Annotated in this window: 19 protein-coding genes; 15 read left to right on the top strand and 4 right to left on the bottom strand. The window is 36.4% G+C overall.

The features are described 5' to 3' along the window. The first annotated feature begins 97 nt into the window (after nt 1–97). The gene (locus OR571_RS18695; protein WP_282245035.1) at nt 98–970 is read left to right on the top strand and encodes a LysR family transcriptional regulator; all 873 of its coding nucleotides are present in this window, start codon (nt 98–100) and stop codon (nt 968–970) included. Nucleotides 971–1,109: 139 nt separating this feature from the next. Further along, a complete protein-coding gene (locus OR571_RS18690) occupies nt 1,110–1,694 on the top strand; it encodes a YitT family protein (protein ID WP_282245033.1) in 585 nt (194 codons plus the stop codon). Nucleotides 1,695–1,747: 53 nt separating this feature from the next. Here the strand turns inward: OR571_RS18690 and OR571_RS18685 are convergent, their stop codons facing one another. Beyond that, nucleotides 1,748–3,025 carry an MFS transporter gene (locus tag OR571_RS18685; RefSeq protein WP_282245031.1) on the bottom strand — a complete coding sequence of 426 codons (1,278 nt, stop codon included), beginning with the start codon at nt 3,023–3,025 and terminating at the stop codon, nt 1,748–1,750. Nucleotides 3,026–3,217: 192 nt separating this feature from the next. Here OR571_RS18685 and OR571_RS18680 point away from each other — a divergent pair, with 192 nt between their 5' ends. Together OR571_RS18680 and OR571_RS18675 are read left to right on the top strand one after the other, a co-directional pair. Next, the gene (locus OR571_RS18680; protein ID WP_282245028.1) at nt 3,218–4,747 is read left to right on the top strand and encodes a Ppx/GppA family phosphatase; all 1,530 of its coding nucleotides are present in this window, start codon (nt 3,218–3,220) and stop codon (nt 4,745–4,747) included. An 18-nt stretch (nt 4,748–4,765) separates the two neighbouring features. Beyond that, the gene (locus OR571_RS18675; protein ID WP_282245026.1) at nt 4,766–6,874 is read left to right on the top strand and encodes an RNA degradosome polyphosphate kinase; all 2,109 of its coding nucleotides are present in this window, start codon (nt 4,766–4,768) and stop codon (nt 6,872–6,874) included. 763 nt (nt 6,875–7,637) lie between these two features. Here OR571_RS18675 and OR571_RS18670 read toward each other — a convergent pair. Continuing rightward, nucleotides 7,638–7,916 carry a hypothetical protein gene (locus OR571_RS18670; RefSeq protein WP_282245025.1) on the bottom strand — a complete coding sequence of 93 codons (279 nt, stop codon included), beginning with the start codon at nt 7,914–7,916 and terminating at the stop codon, nt 7,638–7,640. Then, nucleotides 7,916–8,800 carry a TetR/AcrR family transcriptional regulator gene (locus OR571_RS18665; RefSeq protein ID WP_282245023.1) on the bottom strand — a complete coding sequence of 295 codons (885 nt, stop codon included), beginning with the start codon at nt 8,798–8,800 and terminating at the stop codon, nt 7,916–7,918. Before OR571_RS18665 ends, OR571_RS18670 begins: the two co-directional genes overlap by 1 nt. Before the next feature lie 177 nt (nt 8,801–8,977). On the opposite strand from OR571_RS18665, the gene OR571_RS18660 reads away from it, so the two are divergent. Further along, nucleotides 8,978–10,447 carry a DHA2 family efflux MFS transporter permease subunit gene (locus OR571_RS18660; protein ID WP_481900413.1) on the top strand — a complete coding sequence of 490 codons (1,470 nt, stop codon included), beginning with the start codon at nt 8,978–8,980 and terminating at the stop codon, nt 10,445–10,447. A gap of 614 nt (nt 10,448–11,061) precedes the next feature. On the opposite strand, the gene pepF is transcribed toward OR571_RS18660, so the two are convergent. Further along, nucleotides 11,062–12,870, bottom strand: a complete 1,809-nt coding sequence (gene pepF, locus OR571_RS18655; protein ID WP_282245020.1) for an oligoendopeptidase F — start codon at nt 12,868–12,870, stop codon at nt 11,062–11,064. A gap of 601 nt (nt 12,871–13,471) precedes the next feature. On the opposite strand from pepF, the gene OR571_RS18650 reads away from it, so the two are divergent. From OR571_RS18650 to OR571_RS18605, 10 genes are all read left to right on the top strand, one after another. Beyond that, nucleotides 13,472–14,674 (top strand): ABC transporter substrate-binding protein, encoded by a 1,203-nt coding sequence (locus tag OR571_RS18650; RefSeq protein WP_282245018.1) that lies wholly within the window; start codon nt 13,472–13,474, stop codon nt 14,672–14,674. Nucleotides 14,675–14,758: 84 nt separating this feature from the next. After that, nucleotides 14,759–15,634 carry a branched-chain amino acid ABC transporter permease gene (locus tag OR571_RS18645; RefSeq protein ID WP_282245017.1) on the top strand — a complete coding sequence of 292 codons (876 nt, stop codon included), beginning with the start codon at nt 14,759–14,761 and terminating at the stop codon, nt 15,632–15,634. A gap of 13 nt (nt 15,635–15,647) precedes the next feature. Further along, on the top strand, nt 15,648–16,598 hold the full coding sequence (locus tag OR571_RS18640; protein WP_282245016.1) for a branched-chain amino acid ABC transporter permease: 951 nt from the start codon (nt 15,648–15,650) through the stop codon (nt 16,596–16,598). Continuing rightward, nucleotides 16,588–17,376 carry an ABC transporter ATP-binding protein gene (locus tag OR571_RS18635; protein WP_282245015.1) on the top strand — a complete coding sequence of 263 codons (789 nt, stop codon included), beginning with the start codon at nt 16,588–16,590 and terminating at the stop codon, nt 17,374–17,376. The genes OR571_RS18640 and OR571_RS18635 overlap by 11 nt, the downstream gene beginning before the upstream one ends. Beyond that, complete coding sequence (locus OR571_RS18630; RefSeq protein ID WP_282246290.1) at nt 17,369–18,076, top strand: ABC transporter ATP-binding protein; 708 nt, start codon at nt 17,369–17,371, stop codon at nt 18,074–18,076. Before OR571_RS18635 ends, OR571_RS18630 begins: the two co-directional genes overlap by 8 nt. A 638-nt stretch (nt 18,077–18,714) precedes the next feature. Next, the gene (locus tag OR571_RS18625) at nt 18,715–19,893 is read left to right on the top strand and encodes an ABC transporter substrate-binding protein (RefSeq protein WP_282245014.1); all 1,179 of its coding nucleotides are present in this window, start codon (nt 18,715–18,717) and stop codon (nt 19,891–19,893) included. Between the two features lie 85 nt (nt 19,894–19,978). Beyond that, nucleotides 19,979–20,854 carry a branched-chain amino acid ABC transporter permease gene (locus OR571_RS18620; protein ID WP_282245013.1) on the top strand — a complete coding sequence of 292 codons (876 nt, stop codon included), beginning with the start codon at nt 19,979–19,981 and terminating at the stop codon, nt 20,852–20,854. Between the two features lie 13 nt (nt 20,855–20,867). Continuing rightward, a complete protein-coding gene (locus OR571_RS18615) occupies nt 20,868–21,818 on the top strand; it encodes a branched-chain amino acid ABC transporter permease (RefSeq protein WP_282245012.1) in 951 nt (316 codons plus the stop codon). Then, nucleotides 21,808–22,596 carry an ABC transporter ATP-binding protein gene (locus tag OR571_RS18610; protein ID WP_282245011.1) on the top strand — a complete coding sequence of 263 codons (789 nt, stop codon included), beginning with the start codon at nt 21,808–21,810 and terminating at the stop codon, nt 22,594–22,596. The genes OR571_RS18615 and OR571_RS18610 overlap by 11 nt, the downstream gene beginning before the upstream one ends. Continuing rightward, nucleotides 22,589–23,296 (top strand): ABC transporter ATP-binding protein, encoded by a 708-nt coding sequence (locus OR571_RS18605; RefSeq protein ID WP_282246288.1) that lies wholly within the window; start codon nt 22,589–22,591, stop codon nt 23,294–23,296. Before OR571_RS18610 ends, OR571_RS18605 begins: the two co-directional genes overlap by 8 nt. The last annotated feature ends 173 nt before the right edge of the window (nt 23,297–23,469 follow it).

The raw sequence follows: 23,469 nt of genomic DNA, 5'->3' as shown, positions 1-23,469 counted from the left end.
ATATAATCTATTTTTCATAGTAGCATGTAATTTGTTATACGAAAAATATATATTTGGTATACTCTTCATATGAAAACACATATAATGGAGTGAGAAAATGGATATACGACAATTATATTATTATAGGGAAATCGTCAAACAAGGGAGCATTTCTAAAGCAGCAGAAATATTGCATATTGCGCAACCTCCATTAAGTCAGCTTTTAAAAAAGCTTGAAACAGAGCTAGGTTCAACTTTAATCTATCGCTATCGTCAAAAATGGGAGTTATCCGAAACAGGACAGTTATTATTTCAATATGCGGACCAATTAGTAAACCAAACAGAAGAAGTCAAAAGGCGTATACATGAAATAGAAGAAGGTACTGCAGGAACCGTACGAATCGGAGTGTCTTCTGCATGTTCTAATATGTTAACTGATTATATTGCAGAATTTAGATCAGAGTTTTCGCAAGTCAAAATCAACATTTTCTCTGGGGATTCGGAAGGACTATTAAAGAAGTTAACACAAAAAGAAATTGATATTGCTTTACTGATAAGACCAAATGACACGGAGCAATATGTGAAAAAATCCTTGAAAAAACAGCCCGCCATTCTCATGGTTCCTAATAGTTGGACAGCCTCTCTCTCCGCTCAACCTACTTTAAAAGAAATTGCCCATCTACCGTTTATCATGCTAGGTGCTATGGAAGGACACTCTTTTCATGAAAATATAAAAAAAGCGTTTGATGAATTTGGGTTGAAACCAAATATTATTGTAGAATGTAGAGATCTTCCAATGGTCGTTGCGCTTGTGAATCGAGGACTTGGCATTTCCATTATTCCGAGAATGCACTACGAATCATTTTTCTTCGAACACTTTAAAATATACGAGCTGCAACAATTTGATTTTAGTGTGGAACCAGTTTTGATGAGATTAAAAGAGGAACCTATTTCAAAAGCCTCTGCACAATTTTGGGAGATGGTGAAATAACTCCTGAAAAAGTAGCAATCTCCAACACTTAACCCACGAATCATTTTTAATATGCAATGAACTTTTTCGAACGCCTTCGATTTTCCTGTGTATTTTTGTGTGTCAAAACATATACATGAATTAGTGGAAGGTGGGGAAAATGTTTTTCATACACAAATCGCTCGTTATTTTTATGGGAAGTATCTTGATAGCAATAGGGATTAACCTTTTTTTAGTTCCTTTTCATTTACTGGACGGTGGGGGAATTGGACTAGGTTTAATCATCCATTATTTACTGGATATGAAGGTGGGCCTTGCAATATTATGTATAAGTACTCCTATTTTTCTTTTGGCATGGATATATTTTCGTGCATTTTTTTACAACGGCATACACGGACTGCTGTTTTCGTCCGTTATCATTGATTTTTTGTACCCTTTACATATCGTTGGTGAGAAATATATTACTTCTGAGGTGATTGGGGCACTGGGTGGCGGTGTTTTGATAGGGCTTGGAATAGGTAGTATGCTTCGATCTGAAATCACAGTTGGAGGAACAGATTTACTAGCACAAATGGTTGCGAATAGGTTGCATATTAATCCTGGTTTGTGTATTTTGTCTATTGATATTTTGGTTGTTTCGATAGGAAGTGTACTAGTTGAATCTGTTTCTTTGTTATATTCTTGTATAACCGTGCTTTCTGTTGGCATTACTACTTCGTTTATCGTAAAAAACATTATTAAATAAATAGTAAAAAGAGAGGTTTGTAGAAATTTTCTACTACCTCTCTTTTTTAACGATTAAGTTGAACTCACTTCGTCTACACTAGGACTAGTCTTTGGCTCTGGTACTCTTGACAAAATGATTAGTCCTACAATAAATAAAATGACTAAACTAAACACACCATAGTTCGATTTACCTGTTACTTGTGCAGTGAACGCAACTAATAACGGTCCCATAATTGAAGCGAACTTACCGAAAATATTATAAAAGCCGAAAAACTCATTGGAATTTTCTTTCGGTACAAGCTTTCCAAAATAGGATCGGCTAAGTGCCTGGATTCCACCTTGGGAAGTGGCAACTAACATTGCTAAAATCCAAAAATCCACAACGGTTTCTAAGAAAAATGCATACGTACATACTATAATATAGACAATAATTCCTACATACAGCATTTTCTTTTCGGAAAACTTTCCTGCAAGCCACCCATATAACAGTGCGAATGGCGCTGCGACAACTTGAGTAGCAAAAAGAATGATTAATAGACTTGTGGCGCTAAGACCTAAATCTGTGCCATACGCGGTAGACATATTAATGACGGTACCAACTCCATCAATATAAAAAAAGTATGCTAGTAAAAATAAGAACAATGCTTTATATTGACGAATTTCTTTAAAAGTTTTACCTAAGCGTTTAAAACTTTGGATAACAGGCTTTCCTTCTCGTTCGATAAAATGAATCTGTTTGACGTTTTTGTACAGTGGAATAGAAAATACAACCCACCAAATTGCTGTGATGAGAAATGCGATTCGGCTAGCATTTGTTGTAGATAACGCAATAATTCCCTGTTGAGATAACACGATGATGATTATACTTACTAAAAAGGGTATAGTACTACCAATATAACCAAGACTGAACCCACGAGCCGATACTTTATGCATTCGTTCGTTTGTCGTCACGTCGACGATAAAACCATCATAAAACACATTTGCACCAGTTGCGCCAAGTGCAGCTAACGTATAGAAAATGAGCAATAGTAACCAATTATCGAACGGTACAAATGCAAGCATTGCTGTGAATGTCACACCGAGTATAAAGAAAAACGTAAAAAACTTCTTTTTCATTCCACGATAATCAGCGATTGTACCTAAAATAGGTCCAAGCATTGCTAATATAAAGGTGAATATAGCAATCGTATACCCTAAATAAGCTGTAGAATCAGCAGCATCTACCCCCGCTGCTGTCGCTGAAGATTTATAAAATATAGGAAACACTGCGGTAGTAATAATGATTGAATATGCTGATGAACCCCAGTCGTAAAGTGACCAACTGTTCTCCTCTTTGGTGAACTTTTTCATCTGTCTGTTAATCCTCCTATCGTTATTTTCTCTTATTGTACATGATACGAAAGGATCAAGGGAAAAAATCATAAAATATTACGTTAATTTAACAAACTATGAATAGTATAAAGCTTTCAAATAAATTTACAAAACATTTACAAATACATCGGGCAGTAGCGTTTAAAATAAATAATAGAGGAGCAAAAGCTAATGGACACAATGACAAATCGAAGAGCAATAATTGATATAGGATCGAACTCTATTCGACTCGTAGTATACAGTTACAACTCATTACAAGGTTTATTGGAGCATCATAATTTTAAAACGGTTGCGAGGCTTAGTATGTATATCGATTCAAAAGGTAATTTAAATGAAGACGGTGTTCAAGTGTTATTAGAAACATTAACGAAATTCAAAGAAATACTGAAAGATATACAAGTCAAGCATGTTTTTGCAGCGGCAACTGCAGCTATCCGCCAAGCAGAAAATAAGGAAGAGATTTTAGCATACATAGAAGACAAATTAGGTTTATCCCTATCAATTTTAACAGCTGAACAAGAAGCGTATTTTGGCTATTTAGCAGTTATTCACTCAACAAATATACCAACAGCTATAACTATTGATATGGGTGGGGGAAGTACGGAAATCACGTACTATGAAAACAAAAAGCTAGTCCATATGCATAGCTTACCATTCGGTGCAGTGTCATTAAAAAGAAGATTTATGGAAAATGCGGAAATGACTCCAGAAGAAAGAAGCGAGTTAAGCAACTATATTATGGAACAGCTTCGACCGCTTACTTGGATACATAGTCTTCAAGTTCCAATTGTTGCAATCGGAGGTAGTGCACGTAACATTGCGCAAGTGGATCAGCAGAGAAAAGATTTCCCTTTGAATGGAATTCATCAATATGAATTGCAAGCAATAGACTTAGAAGACATTAGCTCACAATTTGCCAATTGCTCATTAGACGAACTAAAAAAAATAGATGGCTTATCTAGTGATCGAGCAGATATTATTGTTACCGCACTGGAAACTTTTCGACTGTTTATGGATGTGGTAAAGTCACCTTCTTTTATATATAGCAAACGAGGTTTAAGGGAAGGCATTATTCTGTCCGAATTGGTAGAGAAATATCCAATAGAGTTTAATGTGAATGAAGTTGCGCAAAATGCAATTCGCCATATTTTGGGGAAATTCCATGTGAATGAAGAAAGTACTTTGCACTTATACGATATTTTTACAACTATTTATGAGCAATTTATTGAATGGAATTATATAGAACCGCTAGAAAATGAGCAATTATTGCGCTATGCATACATATTATTTTATATAGGTGAACATATAGATCAAGATGCCGCAAGTCAGCATACTTTCTATCTATTAACCAACTTAAACGTAGATGGACTTTCCAATGAAGAAAGGTTAATAATAGCGCTCCTCTCATCCTATAAAAATAAGGATACGTTTAAACAATATGTATTTGCGTACGAAAAAATCATCCCAGGAAACGAAGCTAAAAAACTACGGGATATTGGAGCTTTGATTCGTTTTACAAAAGGCATGGATGTGTTAGGGCGTTCGAATATTAAACAAGTTACATTAACACAAGCGTCAGATGAAATAGTTCTAACCTTTACCGTTGCTGGCAATTATCTGTTAGAGAAATACCAGGCCGAAAAATTAAAAAAACATTTGGAGAAAATCGTAAATCATCAAGTCATATTAGTGTTTAACTGAAATGGAGGATAATATATTGTGACCGATAAAATAGTAGATGATCATCCATTTAATGATTATGCAAATTATAATAATAGAGAAATTAGTTGGTTAGCTTTTAATGAGCGGGTTTTACAGGAAGCTGAAGATGATACAAATCCACTGTTAGAACGTTTAAAGTTTTTAGCTATTTTCAGCTCTAATTTAGATGAATTTTTTATGGTGCGTGTAGCAGGACTTCAAGATCAAGTAAGAGCTGGCTTTAACAAACCGGAAAACAAAGCGGGGCTGACCCCTAAAGAGCAATTGGCCCAAATATCAGCGATTACTAAGAATCTTGTTGATAGGCAAATGGCTATATATACAGAGTTAGTAGAAAATCAGCTACCACAGCATGGTATTTCCTTATTGAAGTATTCTCTGTTATCGAAAGAACAGGTGAAAGAATTACAAGTTATTTTTGATGAAGAAATATTCCCGATACTAACGCCAGTCGCAGTAGATGCTTACCGACCTTTCCCAATATTATTAAGCAAAACAATGAATATATTGGTGATGGTAGAAAACGAGAGTGGCAAAGGCAAATACAATGAACAAAATAAAATTGCGATTGTACAAGTTCCTTCTGTATTAAGAAGATTTATCCAAGTAAAAACAAAGGATGGAACCTTTGCCGCAGTATTATTAGAAGATGTCATAATTGCGAATATAGCTAAACTTTTTCATGGATACGAAGTAAGGCATACAAATCCGTTTCGAATTACTCGAAATGCAGATTTAACGATTCATGAAGAAGGGGCACGTGATTTACTAATTGAAATAGAAAAGGAACTTAAAAAACGGAAGTGGGGAGCGGTAAGTAGGCTTGAAGTAAAAACGAGCGAAATCCAGCAAAAGGTACTTAACTATTTATTGGAGCAGCTAGAAATACATCGAGACGATGTGTACAAAATACATGGACCACTTGATCTTACTTTTTTATTTTCTTTTATCCCATTTTTTGAAGGAAATTATAACGAGCTCTTCTATGAACCTTTTATCCCGCAACCACCAAAAGATTTAGCAAGCGATGAAGATATTTTTGCAAAAGCATTAAAACAGGATTTGTTTTTTCATCATCCCTATGAATCCTTTCAGCCAATCATCGATTTCATAGATAAGGCAGCGGATGATCCTAAGGTGTTAGCGATTAAACAAACACTGTACAGAGTGAGTGGAAACTCGCCCATTATTTTGGCTTTAAAAAGGGCGGCTGAAAATGGAAAACAAGTGACCGTTCTTGTTGAATTGAAGGCGCGATTCGATGAAGAAAACAACGTCCATTGGGCCCGTGAACTAGAAAAAGCGGGTTGTCTTGTTATTTATGGCATGCATAATTTAAAAACACATTCGAAGATTACTTTAGTTATCAGAAGTCAAAACAACCGTATTGAACAATTTGTCCATTTAGGAACGGGAAATTATAATGATAAAACTGCTCGTATATATACTGATATGGGAATTATTACGACCAATAAGAAAATTGGGTCCGATGCGACACAGTTTTTTAACTATTTAAGTGGTTATACAAATAAACCAGAATACAATAAGCTGGTAGTATCTCCATATGATATTCGTGACAAGTTTTTATATTTGATCGATGAAGAAATAGAATATCATCGAGCTTATTTCCATGGTCATATTAAACTCAAAATGAATTCATTGACGGATAAAGATTTAATCGTTAAATTGTACGAAGCTTCAGCTGTCGGTGTAAAAATCGATTTGATCGTGCGTGGCATATGCTGCTTACGCCCAGGAATCGCGGGAGTGAGTGAGAACATAACGGTTACAAGTATCGTAGGAAGATTTTTGGAACATTCTAGAATCTATTGGTTTCATAGGAATGGATCAAGTAGATTATATTTATCTTCTGCAGATATGATGACTCGTAATATGGTCAAGCGAGTGGAGATTTTGTTTCCTGTGCTAGCGCCAGCTATTAAAAAGCGAGTAATGGAAATTATAGATATCGAACTGCAGGATAATGTTAAAGCAAGAGTACAAAGTTCAGAAGGTATTTATCATTTTAAAGAAGTGGATGGAAAGAGGATCAATAGCCAACGGATTTTTCTAGAGAAAGCATCTAGCCATATCCAGCATGTATAACTGTTTAATGCATAGTAATGCGATAAAATCGCATTCCTATGCTTTTTTTGTTGGTTAGGAAGCTATAGAAAAATTAGACATAGGAATATCTTTTTCAAGAAGCATAAGGAACGGAATGTTTTAATTTAATTGTTGTATAGGGAAACTGCAAGGTAAGATACTAAGATATCCGCCATGATTTCCGCTCCAGGCGGACGCTTTCCGTGAGGCGAGTGGTGAGCCTCCTCCTCCGCTCCGCTTCGTGCGGGGTCTCGCCTGTCTCGCTAGTCCCACAGGAGTCGTCGCCTTGCACTCCAATCAATAGATCCTACTAATAATCACTATAAAGTAAATCCTATTCAATTAATCAAAGGTTTTTCCTTTAGAAAAACAATACTAGATTTAGTGCATCTTTTTTTAGTAATTAGCAGTCTCTACTGGATTGTAGCGAAAGGGTGGCGTCCAGCTGGAATAGCTTGAGCTGAAGACGCTGGACTGAGCGTAGCGAAATTTACTTTTGCGACGAGCTTGCGCAGGAGCAAAGGAAGCGGCTGAAACCAAGCCGGCGGAAAGCGCCCGCCCTGCAGCGGAATTCCTGAGGACACTTTATTTAACTCACTACCGCACAGGTTTTATATTATGTATCTTATTGCATTTTATCGTTCCCATAAGTTTAATTGGCAAGAGGAAGATGCTTTAGGACTTTTGTTCATAACAAAAACAGCCAAAATGTAATTTTGGCTGCTTAGTCTTGTACTTTTGTATCTTTGCTTTTTTGATTGATCTAACGCTTTTTAAGTTTTTCGGATTCTTCAGAAACGACGAAAGCAAGATCTTCATTGCCGAAAAGTTGGAGCACATTTAAAAGTGTTTCTGTGTCTACTGTTACAGCGTCAGTATCCATTTCTTCTATTGCTTTTTCTAGAAGTAAATTCTTTTCTTGCTGAGGGTAGGCTTGTGCATACAACGTTGATGCATTTAATTGATGGATTGCACACCAGCTGGCAAACAACTGAATCATCACATTTTCATCCGCTTGATATTGGGAAATCACTTTGTCCATTATGCTTGACCTTCTTTCCATCCGTCTAAAAGCTTCCACAGTTTGTACATAATAATAGTAGATTTTTGTTCGAGCTGACTTTCAGTAAATGCTTCTGTTAAGGCAGGGACGATATTTTCTAGCAAAAAGATTCTGGGTGTTTCTTTCGACAATTCTTCTAATACAAACTCAATTGCTTGTATGGTATTCGATGAAAATGCTTCTTTTTCTTCTAAATAAAAGGTATGCAACAGCTCGATTACATGCTCCTTTGTAACAGATGATGTTTCTGTATTTAATTTGAAAAAGGAATTATTCAATAGGGAATCATTCGTTTCCGCCATGTCATAAATGATTGTTTTAATTCTTCTCAGGATAAAATGAATTAATTGATCAAAGGAAATATTAGCAGATTTATTGATCCACGGGTGCTGTAGTTGCTGAATCATACCAAGTGTGAGAACTGCACAGTCTGTTGCTACATTTTTTGTCTGTTCACCGAAGACATCTACTAATCGAATAGAAAGCCAGTTGATTTCTTCCATATAATTTCGTTTGATCAGATCACGAAGATCCACATCTTGTGAATTAATAATAGATGCAAAAAGAGGAAATAGATTATGCTCCTGAAAGACGATAAATCGTACGGACATTTGTTTGGATAACACATTAATATCCGAACTATTATGTTGAGCATGAATTTCTCTTCTTTTAATCAATGTTTCATTTCTTGCATTTTCGAGAATAGCTATAATACATTCATTTTTAGATGAAAAATAATTATAAAACGTACCTTTGGATACATTTGCTTCTTCAATTATATCGTTGACGGTAGTAGACCTAAAACCTTTTTCAATAAATAATCTTTGTGCCGCTATTAATACATTTCGTTTTTTAGTGTTCATTAAATAATCACCTTTAGACTAGTAGTATAATTTCTATAATAACTGTTAAATCAACGTTTATCAAACTATTTTAGTTGATTAAAATATTTTATTTGCTTTTTTTGGACGATGAGTATAAAATATTCAAGTGTTATAAGACAGAAACGAAGCTTTAAAGAAATAGGAGGAATGAAAGTAATGGAAGAAATGCAACATAAGCCCCCATATGCAATGATTGCAATCCTCTTTGTAGGAGCATTCATTGCGTTTTTGAATAATACACTATTAAATGTAGCATTACCAACGATAATGATCGAATTCGATGTAAAACCAGTTGTAGTGCAATGGTTAACGACAGGTTATATGTTAGTAAACGGGATTTTAATACCAGCCAGTGCCTTTTTTGTACAAAGATTTTCCAATAGAAAATTATTTATCACGGCGATGGTACTTTTCACAGTTGGTACATTATTAGCGGCTCTAGCTCCGGTGTTTGGAGTATTAATCGCAGCACGAATGATTCAGGCGGCAGGTTCAGCAATGATGATGCCACTTCTTATGAATGTTATGTTATCCGCATTCCCAATTGAACGCCGCGGAGCTGCGATGGGTATGTTTGGATTAGTTATGATTTTAGCTCCTGCAATTGGACCTTCTTTATCAGGTTTTATATTAGAACATGCCGAGTGGCGTGCACTATTTGAAGTAATATTACCGTTCGCGGTAATTGTTTTATTGTTTGCTATTTTTAAACTTCGCAACATTACACCTAATAGTAAAGTGAAATTAGATGTATTTTCCCTTATTTTATCAAGTATAGGATTTGGCTCATTATTATACGGGTTTAGTACTGCGGGGGATAAAGGTTGGGGAGCCCCAATCGTTTATGGAACAATCATCATTGGATTTATCGCACTTGTTCTTTTTGTATGGAGACAGTTAACACTAGAAGAACCAATGCTGGATGTTAGAATTTATAAATATCCAATGTTTACTTTGTCATCGATTATTTCGATTGTGGTATCTGCAGCGATGTTTTCTGGAATGATTTTAACTCCGCTTTATGTACAAACAATACGTGGAATTTCACCATTCCATTCAGGTTTATTGATGCTACCTGGTGCACTCGCGATGGCGATCATGTCACCAATCACAGGGAAGATTTTTGATAAATATGGTGCTAGAATATTAGCAATCACTGGACTTACGATTACGGCGATTGCTACACATTACATGAGTGAATTTACGCAAGATACTAGTTACTATTACATCATGGGAATTTATACGCTTCGTATGTTTGGTATGTCGATGGTAATGATGCCTATTATGACAAATGGATTGAACCAATTACCGATGAATATGAATCCACATGGTACTGCGATGAATAATACATTGCAACAAGTATCTGGGGCAATCGGTTCTGCGATATTCTTAACGATCATGAACGCAAGAATGGAGACTTCTGCAGAGAGACTCGCTGGTGAGGCGGCAGCAGCCGGTAATATGCCAACAACTCAAGAAGGACTTGCTCAATTTAAAATTGATTTAGGCATGAAAGCGATGTTAGAAGGTATCAACCACACATTCTTTATCGCAACGCTTGTTACTGTAGTTGCATTAGTATTATCTTTATTTGTGAAGAGAGTAAAAGTAGGGAAAGCAAGCTAAGCCGGCGACGGTTTAGCTTTTTTTCTTGAGGAAATGAAGTTTAGTTGGAAAATATAAAAAGGAGCCTGAAGTGGTCATTCACTTCAGGCTCCTTTTTTAAAAGATAAGAAAGTATATAAAATTGTCCTGTATACACTGGATTTAAGGGATTTGTAAGAATTAAGTAGTCCTATGATTTCCGTTTCAGGTGGACGCTTTCCGCGGGCACGGCTTCAATCTCCTCGTCACTACGTTCCTGCGGGGCTTTCAGCTCGTGCTGTTCCCGCTGGAGTCGCCACCTTTCACTCCAATCAATATAGTGTGCAGTACTCTATTTAAGATTAGCATAGCTTATCGCTAAAGATAATAAGATTAGTTTTAGTTAATGTAGGAAGAAAAGCTTTCTGAGCACTTACCTGTTTCTAACAATTGCAGGAGGGCGACGGATAGATATACGCCATAAAATTACCGAAAAAGAGATGCTGGTCGTGACGTTAGTCACGACCAGCATCTCAAAAAGTAACTCGGTAATCACATAGCGATAAGTCTGTCCAAAGCACTACGGAAAGGATAGAGACAGGTTTTGCTCTTAAAGGACCGGGCGTCTTTTTGCCCGGCTTTTCTTACTTTTAGTCTTACTGTTCAATTTCTTCTGTAAGACTGATTAACTCGTCGATAAGTGATCCTATATAAGCAATCGTATCGCGCAACGGCTCTTCGGTTGTAATATCTACGCCAGCCATTTTCGCGAGCTCTACAGGTGATTTAGTACCACCAGCTTTTAATACGTTTGTCCACTCATCTACAGCTAATTGACCTTCGTTTAAAATGCGTTTTGCGACTTGCGTAGAAATTGTTAAACCAGCACTATACGTATAAGGATACAGTCCCATATAGTAATGCGGTTGGCGCATCCATGTCAGTTCAGCACCCTCCGATATTTCTACTGCATCACCCCAGAATTCTTCCAACACACTTCGTTTATAGTCGTTCAAAATTTGAGCATTGACATTCAACCCTTGATCAACACGTTCATATACCTTGCGTTGATAAGCTGCCTCCAGTAAATGTGTCACAAAATTATGGTAGTACGTGCGTGCCACAATAGAAGCAATGACCCAGCGTTTAAATTTCGGATCATCGGAGCTTTTTAGTAAATGATTGGCTACAAGCATCTCATTCATTGTGGAAGGGGCTTCGATAAAATACAAAGAAGGTCTTGCATTGAATATTGTTTGTTCTTTATTTGCATGATAAAAATGACCGGCGTGTCCTAGCTCGTGAGCAAGAACAAATACTTCATTCATTCTAGAAGACCATGAGATAAGGATATATGGATGATTACCATATGGACTAGAACAAAATGCACCTGTTGACTTGCCAGTGTTTTGTGCAAAATCGATCCAACGTTCTTTATAAGAACGATCCACCATCTCCAAGTATTCTTCGCCCATTATAGCCAATGCATCATCTATATACTTTTTCGATTCTTCTATCGAAATGGTAGGCTCATAGTTTGGGTCCAAAGAGATTTTTAAATCTGCAAAAGTCATTTTTTCTAAACCATGTACTTTTTGAAGCAATTTTGCATATTTACGCATATGCGGCGCAAGTTCATTCATGATTAAGTCAATTTGTCGATTATAAAGAGTGCGATCTACTTCTTGGTTGAATAATAAGTAATCAAAAACGGAATCATATCCACGAATATCAGCGGTTGTTTTTTCCATTTGTATATGCATGTCATAGGTTATAGCAGTCGTATGTTGATATTCTTTTAACTTGGAAGAAAAAGCATCGAATGCAGCTCGTCTAAGAGCAGGATCTGATTCGGCTTCCCAATCATTTTCAAAAGACACATAGCTTAATGGATATGGTTTTCCATCTACGTCAAAGTTGTCGAAAGAGATATCTTGCATTTTGGTCGTGTTATATAATTTGTATGGCGCATTAAAGGAAGCGGAGTATGCGGCAAGTGTTTTCTCTACTTCGGGATGCAATTGGTATTTTTTCTTTTTTAATAACTTGTCTAGATAAAGTTGGAAGTTAGGTGCAAGCTTTGCCGCTTCTACCATGGTTTCGTCCGACAACTCTACTAATTCACTCGTAACAAAAGAAAGTTCACTACTAATCTTAGCGGATAGGGAGCTAAACTTATTGGCTCTCATTTGTGCTGTCGTGTTTGTTTGATCTGTGCTAAGAGATAGACTAGCATATGTCCCTGCAGGAACAATTTTTTCATAGATAGCGGAGTAATCGGTTAATGCTTCTGCTGCTAAAGAAGGACTATTAATGGTACCTTTATATTTTTCGGAAAATAGCTGAACGTCTTTCTCAATTTCTTCTAAAATATTTGTGAAATCATCTTCACTTGCAAATAAATCAGCTAAATTCCATGTTTCTTCCACTTTCACTTCTTCACGATTGGGTAACTTTTGTATCATTTTTATCTCTCCTTTTATTCGGGTTTAAAAGGCGGAAATACCCTCACTATGTCTTTCGTATTAGAAACTAATCAAATAAATGAAGATAAACAGCCTGTTAATCCCTGATTGTTTTTGATCAACTGAATGTTGATCACTCAGGCATTGCCACACAACGTGGCGATTTTTGTCTGAGTTCAATTTATTGCGGTTGTCGAACTAATTAATAGTATACAGAACAAAAAGTGAAAAGTAAAAATAATCATATATTTCTTAAATTGGTAAAAATAACTAATATATTAGTTATAATGATAAAAAATCCATTTATTTATAAGATTAATAAGATGATATTTAGATATTATTTTAGAATAATAGTGCTGCGAAAACGCTTATTTTAAAGGCTTTTTCATGATTTTAAAATTATTATATTTATAGGATATCTGAAATTTCCGAAGAAAAAGAAAAATATGTATAGACTGAATATAAACTTTGTTTTACAATGAAATTGTTCACAACAATAACTTGATTAATTCTGAATAGTTTCTTACCAAAAAAAGAGAATGGTAAGTAGTATGACTTATATATTCAGAATTATCAAACTAAAACAAGGGGGTTTTATTTTATGAAGAAATCGAAATTTGCTTCATTATTTCTTGCTTCTTCTCTGCTAGTTGGGATGCTAGCGGGATGTGCAGCAGGAGAAGAAGGTAGTAGTTCAAAAGGCTCGGAAAGTAGTAGTGCTAATGGAGGGGAGACTATTAAAATAGGAGCCAATCTTGAGCTATCCGGTGCAGTAGCATCCTACGGAACATCTGAGGCGGATGCTATCGATCTAGCTGTTGAAGAGATCAATGCTGATGGGGGTATTGATGGCAAAAAAATAGAACTTATTAAAGTTGATAATAAATCGGACGCTGCGGAGGCAACAAGTGCTGCGATTAAGTTAACGAGTCAAGATAAAGTAGTAGCAATTATTGGAGCTGCTACAAGTGGTGCCTCAGTTGCTCAAGTACAAATTGCAACTGATACTAAAACACCTATGATTTCTCCTTCTGGTACAAGTACGACTGTAACTGTTGGAGACGATGGAAAAGTAAATCCATTTACATTCCGTACAGCATTTATCGATCCTTTCCAAGGTACGGTAGCTGCAAACTTTGCTTCTAATGAATTGAAAGTGAAAACTGCAGCAGTTTATGCGGATAATGCTAGTGATTATGCGAAAGGTCTTGCGGCTTCTTTCATTAAAGATTTTGAAGCAGCTGGAGGTACTATTGTTGCGGAAGAGTCTTATGTTGCAAAAGATACAGATTTCCGTTCTACATTAACGCGTATCAAATCTTCTAATCCGGAATTTGTATTTATCCCTGGATATTACGAAGAAGTAGGATTGATTGTTAAACAAGCTCGTGAATTAGGAATTAACGTTCCATTAATGGGGGCAGATGGTTGGGATTCTCCAACAATCGTTGACTTAGCTGGAGCAGATGCATTAAATAACACGTTTATTATTACTGCCTATTCAGCTGATGATCCAGATGGAAAAGCGAAAGCATTTGCAGAAAGCTTTAATAAGAAATATGGAAAAGAGCCTAACTCATTCAACGCACTTGGATACGATTCAGTTTATTTGTTGAAAGATGCAATTGAACGAGCTGGTTCTACAGATGGTACGAAAATTAAAGAAGCAATCGAAGCTACTGATCAACTAGAATTAGTAACAGGGTTATATTCTGTTGATGAAAATCACCATCCGATAAAATCAGCTGTAATTATTGAATTTGTAGATGGAAAACAAGTATTTAACACGAAAGTTAATCCTTAAGATAAGCCTGATTATAGAGGGGGGATTATATCCCTCCTCTTTTTATTATAAGTTGAAATCTAGAGACTTTAGGAGTGAAACTTTATGGAATGGTTACAGCAATTGATTAACGGTATTTCACTCGGCAGTATATATGCATTAATTGCCCTAGGCTACACGATGGTTTACGGAATTATTAAATTGATCAACTTTGCACACGGTGATGTGTTCATGGTTGGTTCTTTCATTGGATTTTATTCGATTACTGTCTTTGGGTTAGGTTTTTTCCCAGCACTTATTTTGTCCATGGCATCCTGTGCATTATTTGGTGTGATTATTGAACGTATTGCATATAAACGCTTACGAAATGCAACAAGGATTGCTGCGCTTATAACGGCAATTGGAGTATCGTTATTGATTGAATATGGAGTGATTTATATTAGAGGAGCTCAACCAGAAGCATATCCTAATATATTCTCCAATAAATCTTTTGAATTCTTAGGTGCACAAATTAGCATTCAATCTGTTCTCATTCTGTCGGTTTCCGTTGTACTGATGATCTTGCTGCAGTTCATTGTACATAAAACGAAAACAGGAAAAGCGATGCGGGCTGTTTCACATGACGTAGAGGCTGCGAAGCTAATGGGGATTAATGTAGATAATACTATTTCTGCTACGTTTGCTATTGGTTCAGCTTTAGCAGGGGCTGCTGGTGTAATTTTTGGGGTGTATTACACAAAGATTGATCCTTTAATGGGAGTCATTCCGGGCTTAAAAGCATTTGTTGCCGCGGTTCTTGGAGGAATTGGAATTATTCCTGGGGCAATGGTTGGCGGTCTAGTACTCGGAGTTGTAGAAACGATTGTTAGTGCTCTAGGCTTCTCTTTATGGAGAGATGCTGCAGCATTCATTATTCTCATCTTAATTCTGATTTTCAGACCTTCTGGAATCTTTGGTAAAAATACCCGAGAGAAAGTGTAGGTGGTATATAGAGATGAAAAAGTCTAAACAGTTTTGGCCATTTATTGTAGTAGCGGTATTAGTGTACGCAGTTGTGCAGTTTTTGATTTCAGCTGAAATCATCAATCAATTTTATTCTAATACGCTTATATTAATTGCCATCAATATAATTTTAGCGGTAAGCCTACATTTGGTAATCGGTATAACTGGACAATTTTCGATAGGTCATGCTGGATTTTTGGCTGTAGGCGCTTACATTTCAGCTATTGTCACTATGAAATTACATCTTCCATTTGTAGTTGCTATTATTATAGGTGGTATTGTAGCTGCTCTAGCGGGATTAATTGTTGGTATTCCAAGTTTAAGACTCAAAGGAGATTATTTAGCGATTGCAACACTTGGATTTGCGGAAATCATTCGAATTGTGTTCTTAAATATTGATGCAGTTGGTGGCGCTGCTGGGATGCAAGTTTCCCATTTGACTACTTGGACATATGCATTTGTTTGTCTAGTTATTACACTTGTGGTGATCGTCAATTTCACAAACTCAAGACATGGTTTAGCGGCCATCTCCGTTAGAGAAAATGAAATCGCATCGGATGCGATGGGGATAAATACGACTTATTATAAAGTAATCGCATTTGCAATCGGCTCATTCTTTGCTGGAGTAGCAGGTGCTTTATTTTCCCATAACTTTTATATTATCCAGCCAAGTCAATTCGGCTTTTTAAAATCTTTTGATATTCTAATATTCGTAGTTCTAGGTGGTCTTGGTAGTCTCTCAGGTGCAGTACTGTCAGCCATATTATTAACGGTAGTTTCTACCTATCTGCAAGGATATCCTGAAACTCGTATGATTATTTATAGTCTTGTGTTAATTTTAGTAATGTTATATCGACCTAAGGGATTAATGGGCACGATGGAAATTACAGATTATTTCAAGCTATGGAGAACGCCAAAAGGAGGCGGTCAACATGGAAAATAAGCCTTTATTGGAAGTGAAAAATACCGGTATTCAGTTTGGTGGTTTAAAAGCTGTTCAAAATTTGAATATGGTACTAAATCAAGGAGAATTAGTTGGTCTGATTGGTCCAAATGGTGCTGGGAAAACGACTAGTTTTAACTTGTTAACGGGTGTATATGTACCAACTGAGGGAGATATCATTTTTAACGGGGAACGAGTAAATGGTTTGCCTCCTTTTAAAGTTACTAGAAAAGGAATAAGTCGTACATTTCAAAATATACGTTTGTTCAATGATTTGTCCGTGTTGGAAAATGTAAAAGTTGCCTATCACTCACTTGCTAAGCATAATATTCTCAGCTCCGTATTACGCTTGCCTTCCCATTTTAAAGGGGAACAAGAAATGGAAGAGAAGTCCATTGAGTTTTTGAAGATTTTCAGTTTAGATAAGTACAAAGATGAGTTAGCAAAGAATTTACCTTACGGGCAGCAACGAAGATTAGAGATAGCTCGTGCTTTGGCAACAGGACCAAAACTTCTATTATTGGATGAACCGGCAGCTGGTATGAACCCACAAGAAACGAAAGATTTAATGGATTTAATCGCATTTATTCGAAATAAATTTGATTTGACTATTTTGCTTATAGAACACGATATGAATTTAGTCATGGGTGTTTGTGAACGAATTTATGTACTTGACCATGGTCAGCTTCTTGCGGAAGGATCACCAGAAGAGATCCGTAACCATCCTAAGGTTATTGAGGCTTATTTAGGGGAGGAAGTTCACGATGTCAATGCTTAAAGTAGAAAATATAGATGTATTTTACGGGAATATTCAAGCCCTTAAAGGTGTCTCTATCAATGTAAATGAAGGGGAAATTGTAACACTGATCGGTGCAAATGGTGCTGGTAAAAGTACTTTATTGAAAACGCTATCAGGATTATTAAAACCGAAAAATGGAAAAATAGAGTTTCTCCAAAAATCCATTGCTGGCAAACAAGCACAATCTATCGTGAAATCTGGTATATCGCATGTTCCAGAAGGACGTCGTGTATTTGCTAACCTTACAGTAGAAGAAAATCTAGAATTGGGAGCATTCTTACGGAAGGATAAAGCGGGTATTCATAGCGATATGCAAAAAGTGTACGAGATTTTCCCGAGACTACTAGAACGCAAGAAACAGCATTCTGGTACACTTTCCGGAGGAGAACAACAAATGCTCGCAATGGGTCGTGCTATTATGGCAAAGCCAAAGCTAGTTTTACTAGATGAACCATCCATGGGATTAGCACCTTTAATGGTTAAAACAATCTTCCAAGTAATTGAAGATATTAACCGAGATGGTACAACCGTTTTGTTGGTTGAACAAAACGCAAATATGGCTCTTTCTGTTGCAAGTCGTGGGTATGTGATCGAAACTGGCAAAGTTGTTCTATCAGGTCCTGCAAAAGATTTGCAAGCAAGCGAAGAAGTAAGACAAGCATATTTAGGCGGACACTAAAAAGACAAGGCTGTAAAATAGGTCTATAAATCGAAACAGGTATAGAAAAGACTCTTTTCTATATCTGTTTTTTTTATACACTTTTTTAGTATCTAGTAATTTATACAGCGCATGATAGAAAGAGGGACTTAAGGAAAGCTATTTTTTTACTTGCTGATACATAATTTCTTATTTTCGTTATCTAGTTTGCATTCCATTAGTACCATATGAACCCTTTTTTATTGCGGATACCGAACTAATTTTGAGTACAAATAATTAAAAATAAAATCAATTGATGACCTGTAAATTTACTATAAATTAACAATAATACCAGACTTATCGATAAAAAAGACCAATTAAGTCTATCTTTAAAAATAAAATTTAAAGTAAACATTCTGGTAATATATAGAATACATTATACACCAAACCTAATATCTACAAGGGTTTATAAATACTTATAAAATATTATTCTAATGTAATTTCTGAAATTTTAGAACTGGGAGAAAAATTATTGTAGACTGAATAAATACTTTGTTTTACAATGAGATAGTTCATACGAATAAATTGATAGTTTCTGAGCGGTTACTTATTAAAATATAAAATTAAGAAGTACGACTTATAAATTCAGAATTATCGAACAAAATAGGAGGTTATTTAAAATGAAGAAATCAAAGTTTGCTTCATTATTTCTTGCTTCTTCTCTTCTAGTGGGAATGCTAGCAGGATGTGGAGCAGGGGAAGAAGGTAGTGGTTCTAAGGGAGGAGACGAGATCAAAATCGGTGTTAACCTAGAACTATCTGGTCCAGTAGCATCATATGGATCATCTCAAAATGACGGATTTAATTTAGCTGTAGAAGAAATCAATGCCGCTGGTGGTATTGATGGGAAACAAATTAAATTAGTAACCGTAGACAATAAATCGGACGCTGCTGAATCAACAAGTGCCGCGATCAAATTAACAAGTCAAGATAAAGTAGCTGCAATAATTGGGCCTGCAACAAGCGGTAACTCTGTAGCACAAGTGCAGATTGCTAATGACAGCAAAACTCCAATGATTACACCATCTGGCACTAGTCCAACTGTAACAGTTGCTGATAATGGTTCTGTTAATGAATATGCATTCCGTACATCATTCATTGATCCATTCCAAGGAACTGTAGCTGCAAACTTTGCAGCAAATGAACTGAAAGTAAAAACTGCAGCAGTCTATGCGGACAACGCGAGTGACTATGCAAAAGGTCTTGCTGCTTCATTTATTAAAGACTTTGAAGCTGCTGGCGGTAAAATCGTACAGCAAGAATCTTATGTAGCAAAAGATACAGATTTCAGATCTACGTTAACTCGTATTAAAGGTGCAAATCCGGAGTTTATCTTTATTCCTGGTTATTATGAAGAAGTTGGTTTGATCGTCAAACAAGCTCGTGAACTTGGAATTACAGTTCCTTTAATGGGTGCTGATGGATGGGATTCACCAACAATCGTTGATTTGGCTGGAGCAGAGGCGTTAAACAATACATTTGTTATTAATCACTATTCTGCAGAAGATCCAGATGGAAAAGCAAAAGAATTTGCAGATAAGTTTAATGACAAATACGGAAAAGCACCGAACTCATTTAATGCACTTGGATACGACACTGTATATTTATTAAAAGATGCAATTGAGCGTGCAGGTTCTACAGATGGAACAAAAATTAAGGATGCTTTAAAAGCTACAGATAATCTAGATTTAGTAACAGGTTTATATTCAGTGGATGAAAACCACCATCCAGTTAAATCGGCTACAATCTTAGAATTCGTAGATGGAAAGCAAGTATTTAATACGAAAGTTAATCCTTAAGAGTTAGTCGTAAAATGGGAGGGATTGATATCCCTCCTTTTTATCTACACAAAAAGAAATTGAACGCATAAGGGAGTGAAACTTCATGGAATGGATACAACAATTGATTAACGGTATTTCACTCGGAAGTATATACGCATTAATCGCCCTCGGTTACACGATGGTATACGGCATTATTAAATTAATCAACTTTGCACATGGTGATGTGTTTATGGTAGGCTCGTTTATCGGTTTTTACTCGATTACTGTTTTTGGACTAGGATTTTTCCCTGCATTAATTATTTCTATGGTAGCTTGCGCGTTATTTGGAGTGATTATCGAACGTATTGCATATAAACGTTTGCGTAATGCTACACGCATTGCGGCACTTATAACTGCGATTGGTGTATCTTTACTAATAGAATACGGCGTAATTTATATTCGCGGAGCTCAACCGGAAGCTTATCCGAATATTTTCTCCAACAAAACATTTAGCATTTTAGGGGCTCAAATTAGTATACAATCTGTGTTAATTCTTTCTGTTTCTGTCGTTCTTATGATCCTGCTACAATTTATCGTCCATAAAACGAAAACAGGAAAAGCGATGCGCGCTGTTTCACATGACGTAGAGGCGGCAAAGCTAATGGGGATTAATGTAGATAATACGATTTCTGCAACGTTTGCTATTGGTTCAGCTTTAGCAGGGGCTGCTGGTGTAATTTTTGGAGTGTATTATACAAAGATCGATCCTCTAATGGGGGTTATTCCAGGCTTAAAAGCATTCGTCGCTGCGGTTCTTGGGGGAATTGGAATTATTCCTGGGGCAATGGTTGGCGGTCTAGTACTTGGAGTTGTAGAAACGATTGTTAGTGCTCTAGGCTTCTCATTATGGAGAGATGCTGCGGCATTCATTATCCTTATCTTAATTCTGATTTTCAGACCTTCTGGAATCTTTGGCAAAAATACACGGGAGAAAGTGTAGGTGGTATATAGAGATGAAAAAGTCTAAACAGTTTTGGCCATTTATCCTATTAGCTGTATTAGTGTATGTAGTCATCCAAGTACTGATTTCAACGGAGATGATGAATCAATTTTATTCTAATACGCTCATACTTATCGCCATTAACATTATTTTAGCTGTCAGCCTACATTTGGTTATTGGGATTACAGGTCAATTTTCTATTGGTCATGCAGGATTTTTAGCTGTAGGTGCATATGTATCCGCAATCATAACGATGAAATTACAATTACCTTTTGCCGTAGCGATAATTGTAGGTGGGGTTATTGCAGCATTAGCAGGACTAATTGTAGGAATTCCAAGCTTAAGATTAAAAGGCGATTACTTGGCAATTGCAACACTTGGATTTGCGGAAATCATTCGAATTGTGTTCTTAAATATTGATGCAGTTGGTGGCGCCGCTGGGATGCAAGTTTCCCATTTGACTACTTGGACATATGCATTTGTTTGTCTAGTTATTACACTTGTGGTGATCGTCAATTTCACAAACTCAAGACATGGTTTAGCGGCCATCTCCGTTAGAGAAAATGAAATCGCATCGGATGCGATGGGGATAAATACGACTTATTATAAAGTAATCGCATTTGCAATCGGCTCATTCTTTGCTGGAGTAGCAGGTGCTTTATTTTCCCATAACTTTTATATTATCCAACCAAGTCAATTTGGCTTTTTAAAATCTTTTGATATTCTAATATTCGTAGTTCTAGGTGGCCTTGGTAGTCTATCAGGTGCCGTTCTTTCAGCAATTCTTTTAACGATAGTTTCTACATATCTTCAGGGATATCCTGAAACTCGTATGATTATTTATAGTCTTGTACTAATTATAGTAATGTTATATAGACCTAAGGGATTAATGGGCACGATGGAAATTACGGATTACTTCAAGCTTTGGAGAACGCCAAAAGGAGGCAGCCAACATGGAAAATAAGCCTTTATTAGAAGTGAAAAATACTGGTATTCAGTTTGGTGGTTTAAAAGCTGTTCAAAATTTGAATATGGTACTAAATCAAGGAGAATTAGTTGGTCTGATTGGTCCAAATGGCGCTGGGAAAACGACTAGTTTTAACTTACTTACTGGAGTTTATGTTCCTACTGAAGGAGATATTCTTTTTAATGGAGAACGGATTAATGGGTTACCTCCTTTCAAAGTAACTAGAAAAGGGGTTAGCCGTACGTTCCAAAATATTCGCCTTTTTAATGAACTTTCTGTATTAGATAACGTCAAAGTTGCTTACCACTCTATCGCTAAGCATTCTATTATAAGTTCTATTTTAAGGCTACCTTCCCATTTTTCTGGTGAAAAAGAAATGGAAGAAAAATCGATAGAATTCCTAAAGATTTTTAATTTAGACAAGTATAAGGATGAGCTAGCAAAGAATTTACCTTACGGGCAGCAAAGAAGATTAGAAATTGCTCGTGCATTAGCAGCCAATCCAAAACTTCTTTTATTGGACGAACCGGCAGCAGGGATGAACCCGCAAGAAACAAAAGATTTAATGGATTTAATCGCGTTTATTCGAAATAAATTCGATTTGACTATACTACTCATTGAACACGATATGAATTTAGTTATGGGTGTTTGTGAACGAATTTATGTGCTCGACCATGGTCAGCTTCTTGCGGAAGGATCACCAGAAGTGATTCGAAACCATCCTAAAGTAATTGAGGCTTATTTAGGGGAGGAAGTTCACGATGTCAATGCTTAAAGTGGAGAATATAGATGTATTTTACGGGAACATTCAAGCCCTTAAAGATGTATCAATTAATGTAAATGAAGGAGAAATTGTCACATTAATCGGGGCAAATGGTGCTGGAAAAAGTACATTGTTAAAAACTTTGTCCGGATTATTAAAACCGAAAAAAGGGAAAATTGAATTTTTGAACAAATCGATTTCCGGTAAACAAGCGCAATCTATCGTAAAAGCCGGGTTATCACATGTTCCAGAAGGACGTCGTGTATTCGCTAATCTTACAGTAGAAGAAAACCTAGAATTGGGAGCATTCTTACGGAAAGATAAAGCGGGAATCCATAGCGATATGCAAAAAGTGTATGATATTTTCCCAAGACTATTAGAACGTAAAAAACAACTTTCAGGAACACTTTCGGGTGGAGAGCAACAAATGCTCGCAATGGGTCGTGCTATTATGGCAAAGCCAAAGCTAGTTTTACTAGATGAACCTTCGATGGGGTTGGCTCCTTTAATGGTTAAAACAATCTTCCAAGTAATTGAAGATATTAATCGCGATGGAACAACTGTTTTATTAGTCGAACAAAACGCTAACATGGCGCTATCTGTTGCGAGTCGTGGGTATGTAATCGAAACTGGTAGAGTTGTTCTATCGGGCCCTGCAAAAGATTTACAAGCAAGCGAAGAAGTACGCCAGGCATATTTAGGTGGTCATTGACCAACGAAACTTTCACTAAGTTCTAGTAACTTGGTGAAAGTTTTTGTGGTTTAGGAGAGTAAAAGTTCTATGGCTTGGTTAACAGTATAGGGAAACTGTGCGGTAGTGAGTTGAATGAAGTGGACGCTTGGATTTCCGCTACAGGGTGGACGCTTTCCGCGGGCACGGCTTCC

Source organism: Psychrobacillus sp. NEAU-3TGS, assembly GCF_029955155.1.
Lineage (GTDB): Bacteria > Bacillota > Bacilli > Bacillales_A > Planococcaceae > Psychrobacillus.
The sequence above is the reverse complement of the archived record's forward strand: the minus strand, read 5'-3'. Positions and strand labels throughout refer to the sequence as shown.